The organism is Mesorhizobium sp. B2-9-1, from assembly GCF_006439455.1.
Lineage (GTDB): Bacteria > Pseudomonadota > Alphaproteobacteria > Rhizobiales > Rhizobiaceae > Mesorhizobium.
Genome location: NZ_VFTP01000022.1, coordinates 22,415 through 43,197, shown reverse-complemented (window position 1 = coordinate 43,197; position 20,783 = coordinate 22,415). Strand labels below are relative to the sequence as shown.

Sequence of the window (20,783 nt, the reverse complement as noted above, 5' to 3'; positions counted from 1 at the left end):
TAGCTTTAACGTCAGTTCGCCGGCTTCGGTCCGAATCGGATGCGGAAGCGCCGGTTCTCGCGGCCTTTCTTCTCGATCTTGCCGATATGAATCTCGCCGACCTCGCCGGTCGACCTCACATGCGTTCCGCCGCATGGCTGGCTGTCGATCGAGCCGCTCTCGCCGATGCAGACCAGGCGGATCTTGCCGGTGCCGACCGGCGGGCGAACGTTCTTCGATTTGACCAGGCCGGGATTGGCGGCGAGTTCCTCGTCGGTGATCAGCCGGGTGAAGATCGGATGGTCGGCGCGCACCAGCTCCATCAGCCTCGCCGTCACATCCTCCTTCGTGAAGCCGGCGTCGGGAATGTCGAAGTCGACGCGGCTGTCGTCTTCTGCGACCGCTGCCCCGGTGATTGGGAAAGGGCAAACGACAGTCAGCAGGTGACAGGCGGAGTGCATGCGCATCAGGAGGTGCCGCCGCTCCCAGTCGATCAGGAGCTTCAGCTTTTCGCCGACCGCGGGCAGCGCCTGCTCCGGTGCCGGCACATGAACGATCTCGTCCTTGGTCTCGCCGGTGATGGTGGCGGCGATCGCAATGCGGTCGCCATCGGCGCGCTCTAATATCCCGGTGTCGCCCGGCTGGCCGCCGGACGTTGCATAAAAGACTGTCCGATCGAGAAGGATGCCCCCGCGATCGTTGATCGCGACGACCTCGGCCTCCGCCGTCTTCTGATAGGCGTCGTCGCGAAACTGCGCCTCGGTTTTGTACTCCATCATGCCACCTTTTCGAACGGCACTGAAATATCGGCTTTTTCTTCCATCCAGCCCGGCACCGGAAGGCTCTTGCCGCGCAGGAACTCCGGATTGAAGAGCTTGGCCTGGTAGCGCGTGCCGTAGTCGGCAAGGATCGTCACGATGGTGTGGCCGGGTCCGAGCTCGCGCGCCAGCCGGACGGCGCCGGCGATGTTGATGCCGGTCGAGCCGCCGACGCAGAGCCCCTCTTCCTGGATCAGGTCGAAAATGATGGGCAACGCTTCCTCGTCCGGGATCTGATAGGAGAAATCCGGCGAGAAGTCTTCCAGATTCGCGGTGATGCGGCCCTGGCCGATACCTTCGGTGATCGAGCTGCCGTCGGATTTCAACTCGCCGCTGGTGTAGAAACTGTAGAGGGCGGCACCCAGCGGGTCGGCGAGCGCGATCTTGACGTCCTTGCTCTTGCCCTTGAGCCCGAGAGCGACACCCGCAAGCGTGCCGCCGGAGCCGACGGCCGAGACGAAGCCATCGATCTTGCCGCCGGTCTGAGCCCATATCTCCTGGGCCGTCGTGCGGATGTGGCCGTCGCGGTTGGCGACATTGTCGAACTGATTGGCCCAGATCGCGCCGTTCGGCTCCGAACGTGCCAGTTGCTCGGCAAGGCGGCCGGACAGTTTTATGTAATTGTTGGCGTTTTTGTAGGGCACCGCCGGCACTTCGATGAGCTCCGCGCCCAGGATCTTGATCGTGTCCTTCTTTTCCTGGCTCTGCGTGTCGGGGATGACGATGACGGTGCGGTAGCCAAGCGCCTTGGCGACCAACGTCAAACCGATGCCTGTGTTGCCGGCAGTGCCTTCGACGATCAGCCCCCCGGGCTTGAGCAGGCCGCGCTGCTCGGCATCGCGGATGATGAACAGGCCGGCCCGATCCTTTACCGATTGCCCCGGATTCATGAACTCGGCCTTGCCGAGGATCTCACAGCCGGTCGCTTCCGAAGCCTTGTTGAGCCGGATCAGGGGCGTGTTGCCGATCGCTTCGATCACAGAACGGGGCATGCGGGATTCCTTTATGTGTGCGGCGAGACCCTAAAAACCGGACGCCCCGGTTTCAAGGTAAGATTTTGTCTGGTCCAGTCGCATTCTGGACGCTGCAATGCTTGCGATCATTTCAACGCCAAGCGCAAAAGCGCTCTTTTCATTCGATTTCTTCGCCGCTACAGCAAGCCCGAACATTCGCAGGACATCACATGACACTCTACCGGGCCAATCCGAAGGACGGTGTCGCCTGGATCACGGGCGGCAGCAGCGGGCTTGGGCGCGCGTTGGCCAAGGATCTTGCCAATCAAGGCTATGCCGTCGCGGTGACCTCTCTGCCGGAAGATCCGGCCGACACGCTGGTCGTCGAAACGGCGCAAATGTCGGGACATGTGAAATCCTTTCCCTGCGACGTCACCGACGAGCAGGGCATGGCGCGTACGGCCGCCGCAATCGAGGAGCAGATGGGGCCCATCGTGCTTGCCGTCTTCAACGCCGGCAACTACATCGCCACCCCCGGCGAGAATCTTGTTGTGCGCGATTTCCACCGCTCCTTCGCCGTAAACTATTTCGGCATAGTCAACGGCGTGGTGCCTGTCGTCGAGCATATGCGCGTGCGCGGACGCGGCCATATCGTTCTGGTGGGATCGGTCACCGCTTATTCCGGCTGGCCGACCACGGCGGCCTATGGCGGCACCAAGGCCGCGATCAACATCCTGGCGGAGTCGCTGAAATACGATTTCGACAAGATGAATATCCGCATCCAGGTCATCAACCCGGGCTTCGTCGACACGCCGCTGACGGAAAAGAACAAGCTGCCGATGCCGGGCCTCATGCCTGTGCATCGCGCGTCGCGCCGCATGGCACGCGGTATCCGGAAGGGCGGCTTCGAAGTCACCTTCCCGTACCATATTAGCTTGCCGTTGAAGGTGCTCGGCCTGCTGCCGCGGCCGATCGGCCGCTTCGTCATCGGGCTCACCACCCACTGGTGGGGGCGGCCATTGCATTTCGATCGCAGGCTGCCTGGCGACAAGAACCCATCCCGCGACAAGGCGGCATAAGCCGGCGAAACGGCGATTGCCTGCCGGCGGGGACGGCCATAGGTTGAGAATCATTGCTTGGAGACTGTAATGGGGCGGCGGATCGTGCTTGCGGTGCTTGGCCTTGCAGTCGTCCTGACAGCCGTTTTCTTCCTCGGCCCACGCGTGCCGGTCGACACCACAATCCGGTTCAATCCGTCGGCGATCGGCGACGATCCGCAGGCCTATCTGGCGCGTGAAGAGGCCGCCGTGCCCAACATCCGCGACGGGCTCGACAAGGAGATCATCTGGGCGAACCCGATGGTCCATGCCAAGACGCCCTTGGCCATCGTCTATATCCATGGCTTTTCCGCCTCGAAGGGCGAGGTCCGCCCCTTGCCGGACGACATTGCGGATGAACTGGACGCCAACCTCTTCTACACGCGTCTGACCGGCCACGGCCAGAACGGCGCGGCCATGGCGCAAGGCAGTGTCAATGCCTGGGTCAACGACTATGAGGAGGCTTTGGCCATCGGCCGTGCCATCGGTGACAAGGTGATCGTCATCGGGACCTCGACCGGCGGTTCGCTGGCGGCATGGGCCGCAACCCGGCCCGGTGCATCGGACGGCGTCGCCGCTATCGCGTTCATATCGCCAAATTTCGGCGTCAAGGCCTCCGGCGCTGAGGTTCTCACCATGCCCTGGGGCGGACAAATCGCCGAGCTTGTCGGCGGCAAGGAGCGCAGTTTTCCCGCGCGCAACGCACTGCACGAGAAATTCTGGACCACCAAATATCCCATGAAGGCGGTGCTGCCGATGGCGGCGCTCACCAATCTCGCCTACGAGGCCCCGGTCGAGAAGGCGAAAATCCCTGCCCTGTTCATCTTCTCGGATGCCGACAAGGTGGTGCGGCCGGACCGCACGCGCGAGATAGCCGGGCGCTGGGGTGCGCCGCATGAGCTGGTGCCGGTCGACGACACCGGCGATCCGGACAATCACGTCATCGCCGGCGATGTGCTGTCGCCGCAGACCACAGCCTTCCTTACCCAGCGTATCGTGGTGTGGGTGAAGGCGCTGATGCAGCAGCAGTCGGGCCAGTGAAGTCAGCCCAATGGAATGAAAAACGGCCGAAGCATCATCGCTCCGGCCGTTCCTGTTCGCGTGGTTCTGCTAGAGCATGATGCCGAAAAGTGTGGAGCGGTTTTCGGACGACATCATGCTCTATGTCTTTGATTTAGAGCCGGATTCAGATTTCAGGTCGACTCGACCTGAAATCATCCGGCTCTTGGCTCAGGCAGCCCGGTTCGCCGGACGCTTGCCGCCGAAGCGGCGCTTGTTGTTACCTTTGAAGCGCTTGAAGCCATCGGGCTTGCTCGAGCCGTTCGGCTTGGCCGCGGCCGGGCGTTCGCCCTGCGGCTTCGGAGCGCGCTCGCCATGAGGCTTGCCGCCGAAGCGCTTGTTGTCGCCACCGTTGCCCGGGCGGCGGCCATCGCGACGGGCACCGTGATGCTCGCGGTCATTGGCCGGTTCGAAATGACGCTCGGCCTTTTCCCTGGGGTCGCGCTGCGGATCCGGGCTGCCGAGATGGTCGGCGACGACCGGCAGCTTCATGCGGATGATGCGCTCGACCTGCCGCAGCTTGGCGTTTTCCGAAGGATCGCACAGCGTGATCGCAATACCGTCCCTGCCGTTGCGGCCGGTGCGGCCGATACGATGGACATAGCTCTCCGCTTCGTCGGGCAAGTCGAAATTCACGACGTGGCTGATGCCGGGCACGTCGATGCCGCGCGCCGCGATATCGGTCGCGACCAGGATGCGAACCGAGCCGTCGCGGAAATCGTTGAGCGCCTTCTGGCGCGCGTTCTGCGACTTGTTGCCGTGGATGACGGCCGCCTCGAAACCGTCACGGGCAAGGTCCTTGGTGACGCGGTCGGCACCATGCTTGGTGCGCGAGAACACGATCACCGAGCGCATCGCCTCGTCGGCCAGCATCTTTGACAGCACCTGGCGCTTCTGCTTGGTGCGGGCGAGCACCAAGCTCTGCACGATCTCGACCGCAGCGGTGCTTTGCGGCGAGACTTCGATGCGGACGGGGTTCTTCAGCAAGCCCTTGGCAAGCTCTGCGATCTCATCGGGCATGGTGGCCGAGAACAGTGCCGTCTGCCGGTCCGGCGCGGTCGCCTTGGCAATACGCTTGACATCGTTGATGAAGCCCATGTCGAGCATGCGGTCGCCCTCATCGAGCACCAGCCATTTGGTGTCGGCAAGGATGAGGTCGCCCTCGCGCACCAGGTCGGTCAGGCGGCCGGGCGTGGCGATCAGAATGTCGACGCCGGGCGCAACCTTCTTGACCTGACTGAAGCGCGAGACGCCGCCCAGCACCAGCGCGGTCGAGACATGCGCGCCCTTGGCGAGGATCTTGATGGTGTCCTCGATCTGCACGGCGAGCTCGCGCGTCGGCGCCAGGATGAGCGCCCGCGTCGTCTTCGGCCGGCGCTTGGTGCCGAGCCCGATGATCTTCGAGAGAATCGGCAGCGCGAAGGCCGCCGTCTTGCCCGAGCCGGTCTGGGCGATACCGAAAATATCGCGCCCTTCCATCTGCGGTGGGATCGCCTGCGTCTGGATAGGCTTCGGATCGGTGAACCCGGCGGCATGGGTCGCCTTGAGCAGCGCGCCGGAAATTCCCAGTGCTGCGAAACCGTTCAGTTCCGCTGTGTTTTCGTTGGTCAAAATAATCTTCTTTCACGCGGCCTTGTGGCCGCAAACATCAATGGCGGCAGGGCGCAACCTGCCGTCGGATAAATTGTCATGAAACGACAAGGCGGCGGACGGTTCCGTCCGCGCGGCTGCGCTGTCGTGCCCGCAAGCATCATGCCTCGGGGCTTTTTCGCCAGCTTGCCGATCGACCAGGGCCGATTTGCCGGAAAGAGGGAAAACAGACGCAACCAGTCTCATTCGTCGAGAAGGCCGGATTCATTCCCGGCCCAAGCGCCTATACCGCTGCATATGGCTGAGTTCGTCCCGAAATGCAAGGGGCGTCATGTTGCGGTGCAACAAAAAGCCAGAACGAGGAAGCCTAGATGTCATCAAATGTCGTCCGGCCACGCCCTCGCCCTAGCCAGCACGTTGGTTAAGCCCATATCCGCCTATTCTCCATCAAAATCGACCAAGACGGAGTTATCGTCAGCTATCGCGCGGATACTAATAATTTGTAGGACGTATTCCTCAAGAAGAAGGAATTCTTCTTTCGATACTAAAGAGTTTATATTTACTTTTGCGAGTATATCTTGGGACGACGAAGGAGCATCTGAGACCAGTGTGATCCATGTATATCTGAATCGGAGATTGCCCGTCGAATATCCACGGATAGCTTCGAATACTGAGGCATAGTCTCCTTGGCTTATTTCGTCATTCATTGCCGCTCTGGCCCACTCGGAGTCAATGCCCATTGGTGGTCGTGTGGGTTGGTATGGACAACGGGCCTTTCATGATCTGTATCTTAACCGGTCCCCATCGGCGTCAAATTCTGTCGCTTGCGGTCCTTTTTCTCGGGGAAGCGGCTGTGCTCCCTTCCGTTGCTGGATCCGGCGCGGGCCCGATGAGTTAGCTCCCAATCATCAGGAGACAGCCTGCCAACGGAGCCTAGGCTGGCCGGTTAACGCAACACAAATTGCTCGATCCCACCACGCTTGCGCTCTCCTGCGGGTGCCATTACCACAAAATGCAGCCTGCTCTGGAGATCGGCCATGAAGGATGTACTCAGGGAACTCGAGCGCCGCCGCGAGATTGCCCGCATGGGCGGCGGCAAGGACCGCATCGAGGCGCAGCACAAGAAGGGCAAGCTTACCGCGCGCGAGCGTATCGAGATATTCCTCGACGAGGGCTCGTTCGAGGAGTTCGACATGTATGTCGAGCACCGCTCGACCGATTTCGGCATGGAGAAGACCAAGATTGCCGGCGACGGCGTCGTCACCGGCTGGGGCACCGTCAATGGGCGCCCGGTCTATATCTTCGCCAAGGATTTCACCGTGTTCGGCGGCTCGCTGTCGGAAGCGCATGCCGAGAAGGTCATCAAGGTCCAGGAGATGGCGCTGCGCAATCGCGCGCCGATCATCGGCCTCTATGACGCCGGCGGCGCACGTATCCAAGAAGGCGTGGCGGCGCTTGGCGGCTACGCGGAGATCTTCCAGCGCAATGTGCTCGCATCCGGCGTCATCCCGCAAATTTCGTTGATCATGGGTCCCTGCGCCGGCGGCGACGTCTACTCGCCCGCCATGACCGATTTCATCTTCATGGTGCGCGATACATCCTACATGTTCGTCACCGGACCGGACGTGGTGAAGACGGTGACCAACGAGACGGTGACCGCGGAAAGCCTCGGCGGCGCAAGCGTGCACACCACCAAATCCTCAATCGCCGACGGCGCCTATGACAATGATGTCGAGGCGCTGCTGCAGATGCGCCGGCTGGTCGATCTTCTGCCAGCGTCGAACACGGCCGAAATCCCGGAAATCGAGTGCTACCAGTCGGTGACGGACCACGACCTGTCGCTCGACCGGCTGATCCCCGATAATGCCAATAAGCCCTACGACATCAAGGAGCTGATCCTGAAGGTCGCCGACGAAGGCGATTTCTTCGAGATTCAGCAGAGTTTCGCCAGGAACATCGTCACCGGCTTCGGCCGCGTCGAGGGCCGCACCGTCGGTTTCGTCGCCAACCAGCCGATGGTGCTGGCCGGCGTGCTCGATTCCGACGCCAGCCGCAAGGCGGCGCGCTTCGTGCGCTTCTGCGATTGTTTTTCCATTCCAATCGTCACTTTCGTCGACGTGCCGGGCTTCCTGCCGGGCACCGCGCAGGAATATGGCGGGCTGATCAAGCATGGCGCCAAGCTGCTTTTCGCCTATGCCGAGGCGACCGTGCCGAAGATCACCGTCATCACCCGCAAGGCTTATGGCGGCGCCTATGACGTGATGGCCTCGAAGCATCTGCGCGGCGATATGAACTATGCCTGGCCGACGGCGCAGATCGCGGTGATGGGCGCCAGGGGCGCGGTCGAGATCATCTATCGCAAGGATATCGGCGATCCGGAGAAAATCGCCGCCCATACAAAGACTTACGAGGACCGCTTCCTGTCGCCCTTCGTCGCCGCCGAACGCGGCTATGTCGACGAGGTGATCATGCCGCATTCGACCAGGCGCCGCGTAGCGCGAGCGCTGCGCATGCTGCGCAACAAGGACATGCAGAACCCTTGGAAGAAGCACGACAACATTCCGTTGTGAAAAGCTGCACCGATAAGAAATGCGCATAACCCTTGCAGCCCAGAGCCTTATTCCAGCGATGGGGTATGGCGGCACACAGCGCCAGGTCGAATGGCTGATCACCGAACTGGTCAGGCTCGGCCACCATGTGGTCCTGATCGCCGCGCCGGGGTCGTCGCATCCGCTCTGCGAGGTCAGGCATGCGATCAGCGATGCCGAATGCCGGGCGGCGATCCCACGCGACACCCAGATCGTCAATCTCCACGCCTGGAAGGTCGAGGTACCCTTTCCGACGCTCAACACCGAGCACGGCCATCTTCCGGATTATCCGCGGCCACAGCCCAACTGGAATTTCCTCAGCGCCCGCCATGCCGAGCTGCATGGCCGCAAGACCTTCGTCTATAACGGCTTTCCGGTGGACGCCTATCAGCTAGCGCCGTCGAAGAACGACCATCTGTTTTTCATGGCGGCCATCGCCCGGGCCGGAAAGGGCTTGAACCGGGCGGTGGACTTGGCAAAGAAATTCGACTTCACCCTCGATATCGCCGGCGGCTCGCGCTGGAAGCTGCTCGGCCGCAGCAAGACGCGTCGCGAGGGCGTGTTCTTCAAGAGCCTTTCCGCCCGCTACCGGTTTCACGGCATGGTCGACGGCCAGGACAAATTGCGCCTGTTGGGCGAATCGAAGGCATTCCTCAACCCGATCTCCTGGGAGGAGCCGTTCGGCATGGCGCAGGTCGAGGCCATGCTATGCGGCACGCCCGTGCTCACCACGCCGCGCGGCGCGCTCGTGGAAACCGTCGATGCGGATACCGGACGCTTCTTCGAGTCCGACGAGGAGTTCGGGCGCGCCCTTGGCGAGATCGGAGACCTGTCCGCGCAGCGATGCCGGCAGTCTGCCGCGGACAGGTTCCCGATCGAGAAAACGGCGAAAGCCTATCTGGAGCTCTATCACCGCGTCCTTGATGGCGAAGCGCTTCCGTGACAAATCACCGTCATGCTCGCCATTGGCAGCGGCTGTTCCGGATCGAAAAGGTAGCGCTTGTTGCGTCCCATCCTCGTCTTCTGCTTGCCGGCGATCGGTGACTTCATCCGCTGCCATTCGGCAATCCGGATACTTGCCGAGAAATTTCCCGGGCATCCGATCGACGTCGCCACCTCGCCGCTCGCCGCGCCGCTGGCGCGGCTGATGCCGCATATCCGCAAAACCTGGATCGTTGAGAAGCACTGGAAGCCCGGGCTGAAAGAGCGCGCGGGTCTGGCACGCGAAATCCGCAAGGAGAACTACCAAGCGGCCTATATGCTCACCAGCAGCACCAAGGCTTCGCTGGTGCCGTGGCTCGCCGGAATTCCGGAACGCATCGGCTATCCGCGCGAGTTCCAGTTCGGCATCATCAACCGCCTGCCCGCCGGCTGGCCGAAGAGCTTCGTGGCGTTCGGCCCGCGCAAGACAAGGTTGTTCGAGCAAGTCTGCGCGATCGCGATGCTGGGCGAGAAACCTGGCGATGACATGCGCCTGCCTGCTCCGCAAATGGCGGTCTCAGCCGAGGAACTTGCCGATTGGCGCGCCCGGCATGGAATCGATCCGGCGAGGCCGGCGCTGGCGCTCTACACCTCGGCTTTCACCAATTTCCGTTCATGGCCGGCGGAGCGTTTTATCTCGGTTGCGCAGGATCACGCCAGGCGCGGCTGGTCGGTCTGGCTCATCGGCGGCCCGCGCGAGCGCGAGGCCGCGGCTCAGATCCGGGCTGCGCTCCCCGAGGCGGTGGATTTCACATCGACGCCGCAACTGACCGACGCCATATGCCAGATCGCCGCCTCGACTGCGTTTCTCGGGGTCGATGGCGGGCTCTGCCACGCGGCCGCGGCCTTGGGCGGACCATGCGTGCTTATCTTCGGATCGAACCGCTCCTATGAGACCGGACCGGTGAACGACCAGGTGCGCTATCTCGAGCCGCCGATTTCGACACCGAGTTGGGTCCAGGACACACGCGGTGTCAGCGAGGAACGCGTTCTTGCCGCTTTGGCCGACGCCGTGAGGCAGCCGCGCTCGAGGTAGGTTGCCTGACCTATTCCCCGGCACCCGCGCCCATGCGGGGTCGGGCGCGCCGCTTCATAGGACAGCGCTCTGCGCCAGCTCGCGAAGAACCGGCACCATGGCCAGAGGCAGGTCTTCTGCGATCAAACCCGGCCCGAACCGGCTGCCGGCTTCGGCATGGACCCAGACCGCGGCGCAAGCCGCTTCGAAGGCCGGCATGCCTTGCGCCAGGAGCCCGGCAATGATGCCCGCCAGCACGTCGCCCGAACCGGCGGTGGCGAGCCATGGCGCGCCGTTGCTGTTGATCGCGGCGCGGCCGTCCGGCGCGGCGATCACGCTGTCGGCGCCCTTATAGACGATCACGGCGTTGGCGCGCAGCGCGGCTTCGCGCGCCTTGGCCAGCTTCGACGACGTCTTGTTGCCGGCAATGTCGGCAAACAACCTGCCGAACTCACCCTCATGCGGCGTCATGATCAACGCCGGCGCATCCGGTCTGGCCGCTGCCTCGAACAGCGTCGAGGCCGCATTGCGGAAAGACGTGATGCCGTCGGCGTCGAGCACGAGGCCCTCGACACCGCCGTCCTGCCGGTTTTTGGCGAGCACGGCGAGCGCGAAATCGCGCGCCTTGTCACCGATGCCGAAGCCGGGGCCGAGGACGAAGGCGGACGGCCGGCGATCGCCGATAAGATCATGCACATCCTCGATCGCGTCGACCTTGCGCAGCATGATCGAGGTCAGATGCGCCGCGTTGACCTGCATGGCCTTGGCGGGCGAGAGCACGGTGACGGCCCCTGCTCCGCTTCTGGCGGCCGCAAGCGCCGACAGCCGCGCCGCGCCCGTCGCCGATGGTCCGCCCGAAAAGACGCTGGCATGGCCGCGCTTGTATTTGTGCGTGTCCAGGGCGGGCGCGGGAAAGCTTGCGATCCAGAGCCCGGGGCGGTTCTCAAAGGCCCGCGGCGCGACCTCGTCGATGATCTCGTCGCGGATGCCGATGTCGGCCAACACGATCTCGCCGCATCGCTCGCGGCCAGGCAGCAGCAGATGCCCAGGCTTCTTTCGTGCGAAGGTCACCGTGAGAGCCGCGCGAAATGCCGAGCCGAGGACTTCGCCGCTTTCGCCTGAAACGCCCGAAGGCAGGTCGATCGCGACAACCGGCAGGTTCATGCCCGTCGCGGTGTCGACCGCGCCTCTGGCGTCGCCGGCGAGAGGCTTCGACAGGCCCGCACCATAGATGGCGTCGACAACCAGCGATCCAGCTTCCGCGGTGAAGGCTGAAAGCGGGTGCCGCTCCAGAGCGCAATCAGCCGCCGCGAGCGCGGCGTCGCTGCCTGCCTTCGGTTCGCCTGACGCCCACAGGGCCACATCGACGCCGGCCTCGGCCAGCAGCCGCGCCACGACGTAGCCGTCGCCGCCATTGTTGCCCGGGCCGCACAGCACATGCACCTTCTTCGCGCCAGGATAGCGCGCCAGCACGACGGCAGCGACCGCCTCGCCGGCGCGTAGCATCAAGCGATAGCCGTCGAGCGGTCCGGCCGCGATTGTCAGCTTGTCGGCCTCGGCCATTTCCGCCGGCGATAGAAGTTCATTGCGCATGGGATTGCCGATCTCCATGCGATCAAGCATTGTCCAGTTTTCGGTTCGAAGCAAACCAGTGACCGCGCATTGTCTTGCAAATGCGGTCGCATCCGGGAGGGGTTCAGCCTGCAAATTGCGCTGTCTGCCCATTTTTTGCGCAGACGCGAGGAGGAGCGATGTATACGGTTTGGGCGTCCATGACGCATCCGATGCAGCCGATGACGCGAATTTGCATCCGGACGCGGCATGGGCGCGAAAACGCCCCTCCCCGTCTGCACTCCTCAGGATTGGCACGCTTCGTGCTTAATGAAGGCGCAAGCGGGGCACACAACCCGTCTTCTTGGCAGTGGAGGCCACTTTTTACATGAAAAAGATCGAAGCGATCATCAAGCCATTCAAGCTGGACGAAGTGAAGGAAGCGCTTCAGGAGGCCGGACTGCAAGGCATCACCGTCACCGAAGCGAAGGGTTTCGGCCGTCAGAAGGGCCATACCGAGCTCTATCGCGGCGCCGAATATGTCGTCGATTTCCTGCCCAAGGTGAAGATCGAGGTGGTGCTTGGCGACGAGGCTGTCGAAGGCGCCATCGAGGCCATCCGCAAGGCGGCGCAGACCGGCCGCATCGGCGATGGAAAAATCTTCGTCTCCAACATAGAGGAAGTCGTGCGCATCCGCACGGGCGAGACCGGCATCGACGCCATCTGACCAAAACCTACAATCCATTTCCGGACGTCATCACACAGGGAAGAAATGACATGACGACAGCCAAAGACATCATGAAGCAGATCAAGGACAACGACGTGAAATTCGTTGACCTGCGCTTCACCGATCCGCGGGGCAAGCTGCAACATGTGACGATGGATGTCGTCGAGGTGGAGGAAGACATGTTCGCCGACGGCGTCATGTTCGACGGCTCCTCGATCGCCGGCTGGAAGGCAATCAACGAATCCGACATGGTGCTGATGCCGGACACCGATACCGTCCACATGGATCCGTTCTTCGCCCAGTCGACCATGGTCATCCTGTGCGACATCCTCGATCCGATTTCGGGCGAGGCTTACAACCGCGATCCGCGCGGCACCGCCAAGAAGGCCGAGGCCTACATGAAGGCGGAAGGCATCGGCGACACCATCTATGTCGGTCCCGAGGCCGAATTCTTCGTGTTCGACGACGTCAAGTACAAGGCCGATCCCTACAACACCGGCTTCCGTCTCGACTCGACCGAACTGCCCTCCAATGACGACACCGACTACGAGACCGGCAATCTCGGCCACCGTCCGCGCATCAAGGGCGGCTATTTCCCGGTGCCGCCGATCGATTCCTGCCAGGACATGCGTTCCGAGATGCTGACCGTGCTCGCCGAAATGGGCGTGCGCGTCGAAAAGCACCACCATGAGGTCGCCGCCGCGCAGCACGAGCTCGGCATCAAGTTCGACACGCTGGTGCGCAACGCCGACAAGATGCTGATCTACAAGTATGTCGTGCACCAGGTCGCCAACGCCTACGGCAAGACAGCCACCTTCATGCCGAAGCCGGTGTTCGGCGACAACGGCTCGGGCATGCACGTCCACCAGTCGATCTGGAAGGGCGGCAAGCCGACCTTCGCCGGCAACGAATATGCCGGCCTGTCGGAGAGCTGCCTCTATTACATCGGCGGCATCATCAAGCACGCCAAGGCGATCAACGCCTTCACCAACCCGCTGACCAACTCCTACAAGCGTCTGGTGCCGGGCTATGAGGCGCCGGTGCTGCTCGCTTATTCGGCGCGCAACCGCTCGGCTTCCTGCCGCATTCCGTTCGGCAACTCGCCGAAGTCGAAGCGCGTCGAGGTCCGCTTCCCCGATCCGGGCGCGAACCCCTATCTCGGCTTCGCCGCCATGCTGATGGCCGGCCTCGACGGCATCAAGAACAAGATCCACCCTGGACAGCCGATGGACAAGGATCTCTACGACCTGCCGCCGAAGGAGCTGAAGAAGATCCCGACCGTTTGCGGCTCGCTGCGCGAAGCGCTGCAGAACCTCGACAAGGACCGCGGCTTCCTGAAGGCCGGCGGCGTCTTCGACGACGATCAGATCGACTCCTATATCGAGCTCAAGATGGCCGAGGTCATGCGCTTCGAAATGACCCCGCATCCGGTCGAATACGACATGTATTATTCGGTCTAAGCTTCTGATCGGATAGAAAATTCCGCCCTTGGAAGGCACTCCCTTCCAAGGGCTTTTCATTTCAGAAGACGGGTTTTCGCGCTGGCGCGGCGCGTGCCGCTCGGCCTGGCGCGTGCGGGCACTATCGGCTCGCATTTCTCCGGCAACATCTTCATCGCCTTGGTCAACCGCGACGGGAACCGCACGCCGCGCCCTGCCCCACGCCAAGATATGGCGGGCAGCGCTCAAATCGCGTGACGTCATTGCCACCTGACAGCGGCAGGCGGACCTGTATTGCCGGCTTATCCCATGCAAAAAAAGCCCCAGCGGGTTTCCGCTGGGGCTTTCCTAGCGTGCTCATCGTGCCGGGGGGCCTGCGCCCCTAGCAAGCGAGGAGATCAGGCGGCGGCCGAAACCGCGGCGGTCGAAACCTGCGAGATCGTCTTCAGCACCTGCGAGGCGATCTGGTAGGGGTCGCCCTGCGAGTTCGGGCGACGGTCTTCCAGGTAGCCCTTGTAGTCGTTCTTGACGAAGGAGTGCGGAACGCGGATCGAAGCGCCGCGGTCGGCGACGCCGTAGGAGAACTTGTTCCACGGCGCGGTTTCGTGCTTGCCGGTCAGGCGCTTGTCGTTGTCCGGGCCGTAGACCGCGATATGATCCATCAGGTTCTTGTCGAACTGCGCCATCAGCGCCTCGAAATAGGCCTTGCCGCCGACTTCACGCATGTACTTGGTCGAGAAGTTGCAGTGCATCCCCGAGCCGTTCCAGTCGGTGTCGCCGAGCGGCTTGCAGTGGAACTCGATGTCGATGCCGTATTTTTCGGTCAGACGCAGCAGCAGATAGCGCGCCATCCAGATCTGGTCGGCGGCCTTCTTGGAGCCCTTGCCGAAAATCTGGAATTCCCACTGGCCCTTGGCCACTTCGGCGTTGATGCCTTCATGGTTGATGCCGGCGGCGAGGCAAAGGTCGAGATGCTCCTCGACGATCTGACGGGCGACATCGCCGACGTTCTTATAGCCGACGCCGGTGTAATACGGACCCTGCGGGGCCGGGTAGCCGCTCTCGGGGAAGCCAAGCGGACGGCCGTCCTTGTAGAAGAAATATTCCTGCTCGAAGCCAAACCAGGCATCCTCGTCGTCGAGGATGGTCGCGCGGCTGTTGGATTCATGCGGGGTGACGCCATCCGGCATCATCACTTCGCACATGACCAGAATGCCGTTGGTGCGGACCGGGTCCGGATAAAGCGCGACCGGCTTCAGCACGCAATCAGAGCTGCGGCCCTCGGCCTGGTTGGTGGAGGAACCGTCGAAGCCCCATAGCGGCAGCTGCTCGAGCGCCGGGAACTCGGCGAATTCCTTGATCTGGGTCTTGCCGCGCAGGTTGGGGACCGGTGTGTAGCCGTCCAGCCAGATATACTCGAGCTTGTATTTGGTCATTCTAGAGCCTCTCGTTGCTTGATCACCGCCAAAGGGTGGCGACGCTCGGCCGGCTCGAGCCGGCCTGCCGACGGTCAAAAAGCAATTCATATGCCACTCGGCCTTCGCGGGGTGCGGCAAAATGGTCATGGCAACACGTTGATTTTGTTGAGCCGTCTCAGCAATGCGACCGGATCGTTCAGGTGCCGTTTTTGCTTATAAAATAGGCATTTGCTGATCTTTTTGTAAGCATATTGCCTAAAGGAATCGCAGGGCATATTTTGATGGGAAGGTGAATCGGTACGCTCCTGAAAAGGCGAGGAGATCGGCAATGCAAGTCACGCCATCGCGGCCATCGGCAAAAGTCCTGCTGTTCCCGCTCGCAGCACGTAAGCCTGCCTCAAATTTAGGCGCCAAGGCCAAATTCGCGGCAGAACTTGCAGCACTTCGCGGCGAGCACGCCGACTTCGACGGCTGGTACCACGAAGCGGCGATCGAGGAAGAGAACCAGCAGCGCAAGAGCTGAGCTGACCGCTTTCTTCCAATTGGGCATGAAAAAAGCCCGGCGTGATCGCTCACGCCGGGCCTTCTGTTTGAACAGGATGACCGAGGTCATTCCTTGGCGTGGAGGTCTGTGCCGAGCGTATCCCTGACGAAGATCATGCCGATGATAAGCGACATTGCCGCGATGATCACCGGATACCAGAGACCGTAGTAGATATCGCCCTTGTAGGCGCTGAGCGCGAACACCGTTGCCGGCAGCAGACCGCCGAACCAGCCATTGCCGATGTGGTAGGGCAGCGACATGCCGGTGTAGCGAATGCGGGTCGGGAACATCTCGACCAGGATGGCCGCGATCGGCCCATAGACCATGGTCACGAACAGCACCAGGATGAACAGGATGCCGATCGTGAGCGGCCAGTTGATGGCTGCCGGATCGGCAGTCATGGCGAACGGACCGCCGCCCGGGATGTTGTAGACGGTGACTTCGGGCGCACCCGCCGCCTCGTCCTTGGTCAGCAGCTTGTCGGCGATCGCCTTGTCGGCCGAAACCGTCGCCTTTTCGCCGCCGCGGATGGCCGCGGCATCGAGCTTGAGTTCGGGATTGGCCGCGATGAAGGCGTCGAGCTTCTGGTCCGGAACCTTGGCTGCTGCGCGCTTCAGCGGATAGCCGCCGTCCCGCAGCGACGTGTTCACCGCTTTCTGGAAGGCCGCCTCCTTGGCCTTGGCCTGATCGCCAGCGGCAACGGCGTCATAGGACGCCACCGTCTCATTGCCGATCTTGACCGTGGCAGCCGTGCCGGGCGCCGCCGTCGCAACGACGTCGTAAGGCACCGAGTTCTTGGTCAGGAACGACGTCGCGATATCACAGGATGTCGTGAACTTCGCCGTGCCGACCGGATTGAACTGGAACTTGCAGTCGCCGGGCGCCGCCGTCACCGTCGCGCGGGTGTTCTGCTGCGCGGTGGCCAGGGCCGGATTGGCGGCCCAGGTCAGCGCCTTGAACAGCGGGAAGGTGCAGACGATGCCCAACGCAAGCCCGGCCATGATGATGGGCTTGCGGCCGATCTTATCCGACAGCCAGCCGAACACGACGAAGAAGATCGAGCCGACGGCAAGCGCGATAGCGATCATGATGTTGACCGACCACGCATCGACCTTCAGCACGTTCGTGAGGAAGAACAGGGCGTAGAACTGCCCGTTGTACCAGATCACGGCCTGGCCGGCGGTGAGGCCGAGCAGCGCCAGCAGCGCGATCTTGGCGTTCTTCCATTGACCGAAGGCTTCCGACAGCGGCGCCTTGGAGCCCTTGCCCTCTTCCTTCATGCGCTGGAAAGTTGGCGACTCCGAGAGCGACAGCCGGATCCAGATCGAAATGGCAAGCAACAGGAAAGAGACGATGAAGGGAATGCGCCAGCCCCAGACGGCGTAGGTTTCCTTGCTGAGCGAGCCTTGCACGACCAAGATGACGATCAGCGACAGGAACAGGCCGAGCGTCGCCGTGGTCTGGATCCACGATGTGTAGTAGCCGCGGCGGTCGTCAGGCGCGTGCTCGGCGACATAGGTCGCGGCACCGCCATATTCGCCGCCGAGCGCCAGGCCTTGCAACATGCGCAACCCGATCAGGATCACGGGAGCCAAGATGCCCAAGGTTGCGTAGCCAGGCAGCAAGCCGACCAGGAAGGTCGACAGGCCCATGATCGTCATGGTGACGAGGAAGGTATATTTGCGGCCGACAAGATCGCCGATGCGCCCGAAAAGCAGCGCGCCGAACGGGCGGACAAGGAAGCCGGCGGCAAAGGCAAGCAGCGCAAAGATGTTGCGCGTCGCCTCGGGAATCGCCGGGCTGAAGAAGGTTGAGCCGATGAAGGCGGCCAGCGAGCCGTAGAGATAGAAATCGTACCATTCGAAAACGGTGCCGAGCGAGGAGGCGAAGATGACTTTCTTCTCCTCCCGCGTCATGCCGCGGCTGGTTCTGCCGGCGGTCGAGGCCATTGCCATTGATGTATCCTCCCGTGAGATCCCGTCTGTCCTCGATGGCTGCGCGCCACCGTCCGCGCTCCTGCGAACGCAGATTCGAAAACGCAGCCAACGAAGGAAAAATGACAGAAAGGGCGCGCGAAAGGCACCGCGACGATGGGATTATGACTTTCGTATTAGGTGCAGTGCGAAGGCGTGGAGTGGCTCGGCTCTGGAGATTGCCGACCCACTCCAGGTTTTGTTTACGCAATTCCGGACGGAAAACCGCTACGCACTTTTCCTGGAATTGCTTTGGCCTGTAGTGCCTCGAGCAGGCTGACCGCCGCCATCATGTCGCGCTTGCGCGCCAAGCGGCGCGCCAAGGCCTCCGCATCCTGGCCCCAATGCTCGATCTGCCAATCCTCGTCGACATGGCCGGCCGCCCAGGCTTCCTCGCCGTCGAGCTCGCCGAAATCGACCGCTAAAGCCAGCAGCGCCGAGCCGGTCAGCGCGGTCATGACATGGATGGCGGCCAGCCGCATCGGCTCCGAGCGCTGGCCAAGATGCGCGCCGAGGACGGCGATGGTCTCGCGCGGCTGCTCGACATGGATGACGCCTTCGGCAAGGTTGAAGCGTGCGCCGAGGTGGCCGCGCGCCCAGTCCAGCACCGGGTCCCAATGCTTGTTCTGGCGATCGACCAGGCCTTGCGGGCCATCGGCGCGGTAGCAAAGAAGATCGGACGAGGCGAAGCGCAGGATATCTTCGAGCACCGCCTGCGGATCGGAGGCGACGCCGTCGATGGCGGTGTTCACCAGCCGCATGACCGGCATCGTCACGGGATCGATGACCTCGCCTTGTGCGCTGAATTCCGCGGCCACAAGTGCTGCAGCCTTTTCGGTCGGCAGCACCATCACAGCCTTGCCCGGCGTGCGCACGGGGCGGCCGTCCAGATGAACGGCAAAGCCATTCTCGACAGGAGCTACCGAAACAGCCTTGTAGAAACGCTTCGGCAGCGGCGTCTTCATCTGGATCTGGGCGCGGCGCACAGGATCGGGATCCGAAAGCAGCTTACCGGCTTCGAGGTCTTCGAGGATGTCGCGCATGCCGAACTCCTTAAAGCAATTTGAGGAAAATTGTGAAGCGGTTTTCCGTCCGCAATCGCGTCAACACAAAGAGATAGGGCAGCCTTGCCGTTCCGCGAGCTGATCTATGGTGTGGGTTGTCTGCGCGCCGGCCGATTGACGATGACCAGTCCGGCGGCAATCAGGCCGAGCGCCAGGAAAATCCTGGTCGTCGGCAGCTCGCCCAACAGCACCGCGCCGCACAGGACGCCGAACACCGGCGACAGAAAGGCGAAGCTCGACAAGCCGGCCGCCGGATAGCGCGTGAGCAGCCAGAACCACAACACATAGGTGAAGGCGACGATATAGAAAGACTGGAACAGCAGCGCCAGTGTCGGCAGGACGGCAAGCGCGCGGATGGGCGGGCCGGCGAAAGGCATCACCAGGAGGCCGACGACGGCGGCGCCGGCCAGCTGATAGAGCAGCAGTTTCTCCGCGCGCATCTCGACCAGCCTCGATCGCTTGATGACGATGCTGGTCGCCGCCCAGAGAATGCCCGAGCCGAGACTGAGCAGATCGCCGGTCAGTGTCGCGCCGCTGCCGGCAGTGATGCCGTCGGAGAAGACCGCCGCCAAGCCGCAGAAGGCGAGAACAAGCCCACCGAGCTTGCGCGCGTTGATGCGCTCGCCAAGCAGGAAATGTCCGCCGATCAGCACCCAGAACGGCATGGTGTTGACCAAGAGCGTGTTGCGGGCAACGGTCGTATATTCGAGGCCGATATAGAGGCACAGGAACTCGACGCCGAAGAGCACGCCGACGACGATGCCGGCGGCCAGAGTCCTATCCGCTTCGAAGAGCTTGATGCCACGCAGCCGGCACCAGGCGAACACGCAAGCTCCCCCGATGAGCGAACGTGCGATCGAGACGAAGACGGGATCATAGCCTGCGTAGGAGACTTTTGCGGCGACATAGTTCAGCCCCCAGGAAAAGGTCAGTCCGACCATGATGGCCGCCGCCGCCATATCGACTGCATCGCGTCTGTCCAATGCGGGGGCGACAGTCAAGTCAGTCTTCCGCGCTCTGGTCGTCGAAGCCGATCAGGTTCCAGCTCTGGCGCATATGCGGCGGCATCGGCGCCGTGACGTCGATGACGCCATGGTCTGGATGCGGGATGATGATGCGGCGCGCATGCAGGTGCAGGCGGTTTTGAATGCCGCCCGGGAAATCCCAGTTGGTATCGGCCTCGAAATATTTGGGATCGCCGATGATCGGGCAACCTATGTAGGCGGCGTGAACGCGAAGCTGGTGCGTGCGGCCGGTATAGGGCTCCATCTCCAGCCAGGTCATCGTCTGCGCCGCCTGCTCGATGACGCGGTAGTAGGAGACGGCGTGGTCGGCGCCCTTCTCGCCATGCGCGGCCACGCGCACGCGGTCGCCATCCTCCGTCGGCTCCTTGATCAGCCAGGTCGAGATCTTGTCCTCGCGCTTGGGCGGCACGCCCTTGACCAGCGCCCAGTAGGTTTTCTTGGTCTCGCGCGCGCGGAACGCTTCCGACAGCTTCATCGCGGCAAGACGGGTGCGGGCAACCACCAGCACGCCGGAGGTGTCACGGTCGAGGCGGTGGACGAGGCGCGGCTTCTCGCCCTTCTGGCTGCGCCAGGCTTCCAGCATGTCGTCGACATTGCGGGTGACGCCGGAGCCGCCCTGCACGGCGAGCCCCGCCGGCTTGTTGAAGACGAAGACTTTCGGGTCCTCATGCAGAAGCATCTTGGCGAGCACGTCGGCATCGCCCTGGTTGCGGATCGAGTGGCCGGTGAGCGGCGCATCCCCCTTCTTATCGACGTCGAGCGGCGGAACGCGAACAGACTGGCCTGGCTCGACACGCGTGTCGGCCTTCACCCGGCCGCCATCGACGCGGATTTGCCCCGACCGAAGCAGTTTCTGCAGATGGCCGAAGCCGAGGCCCGGATAATGGACCTTGAACCAGCGATCGAGCCGCATGCCCGCCTCGCCGGCCTCAACCGTGATCTGTTCAACACCCGCCATAACT

17 protein-coding genes are annotated in these 20,783 nt (G+C 62.7%); 8 read left to right on the top strand and 9 right to left on the bottom strand.

Annotated elements, in window-relative coordinates; genetic code table 11:
• Positions 1-11: 11 nt before the first annotated feature.
• Together FJW05_RS25045 and FJW05_RS25040 are read right to left on the bottom strand one after the other, a co-directional pair.
• Positions 12-755, bottom strand: coding sequence for an alanyl-tRNA editing protein (locus FJW05_RS25045; RefSeq protein WP_140636567.1), 744 nt, complete (start codon positions 753-755; stop codon positions 12-14).
• Positions 755-1,789, bottom strand: a complete 1,035-nt coding sequence (locus tag FJW05_RS25040; protein WP_140636532.1) for a cysteine synthase A — start codon at positions 1,787-1,789, stop codon at positions 755-757. Before FJW05_RS25040 ends, FJW05_RS25045 begins: the two co-directional genes overlap by 1 nt.
• A 191-nt stretch (positions 1,790-1,980) precedes the next feature.
• On the opposite strand from FJW05_RS25040, the gene FJW05_RS25035 reads away from it, so the two are divergent.
• Complete coding sequence (locus tag FJW05_RS25035) at positions 1,981-2,829, top strand: SDR family NAD(P)-dependent oxidoreductase (protein WP_095765482.1); 849 nt, start codon at positions 1,981-1,983, stop codon at positions 2,827-2,829.
• Positions 2,830-2,898: 69 nt separating this feature from the next.
• Positions 2,899-3,888: an alpha/beta fold hydrolase gene (locus FJW05_RS25030; protein WP_140636530.1), complete on the top strand. Its 990-nt coding sequence runs from the start codon at positions 2,899-2,901 to the stop codon at positions 3,886-3,888.
• A 189-nt stretch (positions 3,889-4,077) separates the two neighbouring features.
• Here the strand turns inward: FJW05_RS25030 and FJW05_RS25025 are convergent, their stop codons facing one another.
• Complete coding sequence (locus FJW05_RS25025) at positions 4,078-5,517, bottom strand: DEAD/DEAH box helicase (protein ID WP_181165068.1); 1,440 nt, start codon at positions 5,515-5,517, stop codon at positions 4,078-4,080.
• A gap of 1,016 nt (positions 5,518-6,533) precedes the next feature.
• On the opposite strand from FJW05_RS25025, the gene FJW05_RS25020 reads away from it, so the two are divergent.
• From FJW05_RS25020 to waaF, 3 genes are read left to right on the top strand one after another with little or no spacing between them, the layout of a single operon-like run.
• Complete coding sequence (locus tag FJW05_RS25020) at positions 6,534-8,066, top strand: acyl-CoA carboxylase subunit beta (RefSeq protein WP_140636526.1); 1,533 nt, start codon at positions 6,534-6,536, stop codon at positions 8,064-8,066.
• Between the two features lie 19 nt (positions 8,067-8,085).
• Complete coding sequence (locus tag FJW05_RS25015) at positions 8,086-9,027, top strand: glycosyltransferase (protein ID WP_140636524.1); 942 nt, start codon at positions 8,086-8,088, stop codon at positions 9,025-9,027.
• Between the two features lie 57 nt (positions 9,028-9,084).
• Entirely contained in the window at positions 9,085-10,101 is a 1,017-nt protein-coding gene (gene waaF, locus FJW05_RS25010) for a lipopolysaccharide heptosyltransferase II (RefSeq protein ID WP_246673631.1), read from the top strand.
• A 54-nt stretch (positions 10,102-10,155) separates the two neighbouring features.
• Here the strand turns inward: waaF and FJW05_RS25005 are convergent, their stop codons facing one another.
• Entirely contained in the window at positions 10,156-11,673 is a 1,518-nt protein-coding gene (locus FJW05_RS25005) for an NAD(P)H-hydrate dehydratase (protein ID WP_140636563.1), read from the bottom strand.
• A gap of 346 nt (positions 11,674-12,019) precedes the next feature.
• Between FJW05_RS25005 and FJW05_RS25000 the strand changes: the two genes are divergently transcribed.
• Positions 12,020-12,358, top strand: a complete 339-nt coding sequence (locus FJW05_RS25000; protein WP_018428041.1) for a P-II family nitrogen regulator — start codon at positions 12,020-12,022, stop codon at positions 12,356-12,358.
• Positions 12,359-12,408: 50 nt separating this feature from the next.
• A complete protein-coding gene (gene glnA, locus FJW05_RS24995; RefSeq protein ID WP_095765489.1) occupies positions 12,409-13,818 on the top strand; it encodes a type I glutamate--ammonia ligase in 1,410 nt (469 codons plus the stop codon).
• 377 nt (positions 13,819-14,195) lie between these two features.
• Here glnA and FJW05_RS24990 read toward each other — a convergent pair whose 3' ends face one another.
• Complete coding sequence (locus FJW05_RS24990; protein WP_140636522.1) at positions 14,196-15,233, bottom strand: glutamine synthetase beta-grasp domain-containing protein; 1,038 nt, start codon at positions 15,231-15,233, stop codon at positions 14,196-14,198.
• Positions 15,234-15,543: 310 nt separating this feature from the next.
• Between FJW05_RS24990 and FJW05_RS24985 the strand changes: the two genes are divergently transcribed.
• Positions 15,544-15,738 carry a DUF2735 domain-containing protein gene (locus tag FJW05_RS24985; protein WP_140636521.1) on the top strand — a complete coding sequence of 65 codons (195 nt, stop codon included), beginning with the start codon at positions 15,544-15,546 and terminating at the stop codon, positions 15,736-15,738.
• Positions 15,739-15,824: 86 nt separating this feature from the next.
• On the opposite strand, the gene FJW05_RS24980 is transcribed toward FJW05_RS24985, so the two are convergent.
• The 4 genes from FJW05_RS24980 to FJW05_RS24965 form a co-directional block, all read right to left on the bottom strand.
• On the bottom strand, positions 15,825-17,714 hold the full coding sequence (locus FJW05_RS24980) for an MFS transporter (RefSeq protein WP_140636519.1): 1,890 nt from the start codon (positions 17,712-17,714) through the stop codon (positions 15,825-15,827).
• A gap of 221 nt (positions 17,715-17,935) precedes the next feature.
• Positions 17,936-18,775 carry an ATP12 family chaperone protein gene (locus FJW05_RS24975; protein WP_140636517.1) on the bottom strand — a complete coding sequence of 280 codons (840 nt, stop codon included), beginning with the start codon at positions 18,773-18,775 and terminating at the stop codon, positions 17,936-17,938.
• 104 nt (positions 18,776-18,879) lie between these two features.
• Positions 18,880-19,755, bottom strand: coding sequence for a DMT family transporter (locus tag FJW05_RS24970; protein ID WP_140636561.1), 876 nt, complete (start codon positions 19,753-19,755; stop codon positions 18,880-18,882).
• Positions 19,756-19,798: 43 nt separating this feature from the next.
• Entirely contained in the window at positions 19,799-20,779 is a 981-nt protein-coding gene (locus FJW05_RS24965; RefSeq protein ID WP_140636515.1) for an RluA family pseudouridine synthase, read from the bottom strand.
• Positions 20,780-20,783 lie beyond the last annotated feature (4 nt).

Excerpts from the sequence above, each read along its gene's own strand:
- FJW05_RS25015 (WP_140636524.1), top strand. The coding sequence starts at position 8,086 with ATGCGCATAACCCTTGCAGCCCAGAGCCTTATTCCAGCGATGGGGTAT.
- FJW05_RS25040 (WP_140636532.1), bottom strand. The coding sequence starts at position 1,789 with ATGCCCCGTTCTGTGATCGAAGCGATCGGCAACACGCCCCTGATCCGG.
- FJW05_RS25020 (WP_140636526.1), top strand. The coding sequence starts at position 6,534 with ATGAAGGATGTACTCAGGGAACTCGAGCGCCGCCGCGAGATTGCCCGC.
- FJW05_RS24990 (WP_140636522.1), bottom strand. The coding sequence starts at position 15,233 with ATGACCAAATACAAGCTCGAGTATATCTGGCTGGACGGCTACACACCG.
- glnA (WP_095765489.1), top strand. The coding sequence starts at position 12,409 with ATGACGACAGCCAAAGACATCATGAAGCAGATCAAGGACAACGACGTG.
- FJW05_RS25045 (WP_140636567.1), bottom strand. The coding sequence starts at position 755 with ATGGAGTACAAAACCGAGGCGCAGTTTCGCGACGACGCCTATCAGAAG.
- FJW05_RS24975 (WP_140636517.1), bottom strand. The coding sequence starts at position 18,775 with ATGCGCGACATCCTCGAAGACCTCGAAGCCGGTAAGCTGCTTTCGGAT.
- FJW05_RS25030 (WP_140636530.1), top strand. The coding sequence starts at position 2,899 with ATGGGGCGGCGGATCGTGCTTGCGGTGCTTGGCCTTGCAGTCGTCCTG.
- FJW05_RS25000 (WP_018428041.1), top strand. The coding sequence starts at position 12,020 with ATGAAAAAGATCGAAGCGATCATCAAGCCATTCAAGCTGGACGAAGTG.
- FJW05_RS24965 (WP_140636515.1), bottom strand. The coding sequence starts at position 20,779 with ATGGCGGGTGTTGAACAGATCACGGTTGAGGCCGGCGAGGCGGGCATG.
- FJW05_RS25035 (WP_095765482.1), top strand. The coding sequence starts at position 1,981 with ATGACACTCTACCGGGCCAATCCGAAGGACGGTGTCGCCTGGATCACG.
- FJW05_RS25005 (WP_140636563.1), bottom strand. The coding sequence starts at position 11,673 with ATGCGCAATGAACTTCTATCGCCGGCGGAAATGGCCGAGGCCGACAAG.
- FJW05_RS24980 (WP_140636519.1), bottom strand. The coding sequence starts at position 17,714 with ATGGCAATGGCCTCGACCGCCGGCAGAACCAGCCGCGGCATGACGCGG.
- FJW05_RS24970 (WP_140636561.1), bottom strand. The coding sequence starts at position 19,755 with ATGGCGGCGGCGGCCATCATGGTCGGACTGACCTTTTCCTGGGGGCTG.
- FJW05_RS24985 (WP_140636521.1), top strand. The coding sequence starts at position 15,544 with ATGCAAGTCACGCCATCGCGGCCATCGGCAAAAGTCCTGCTGTTCCCG.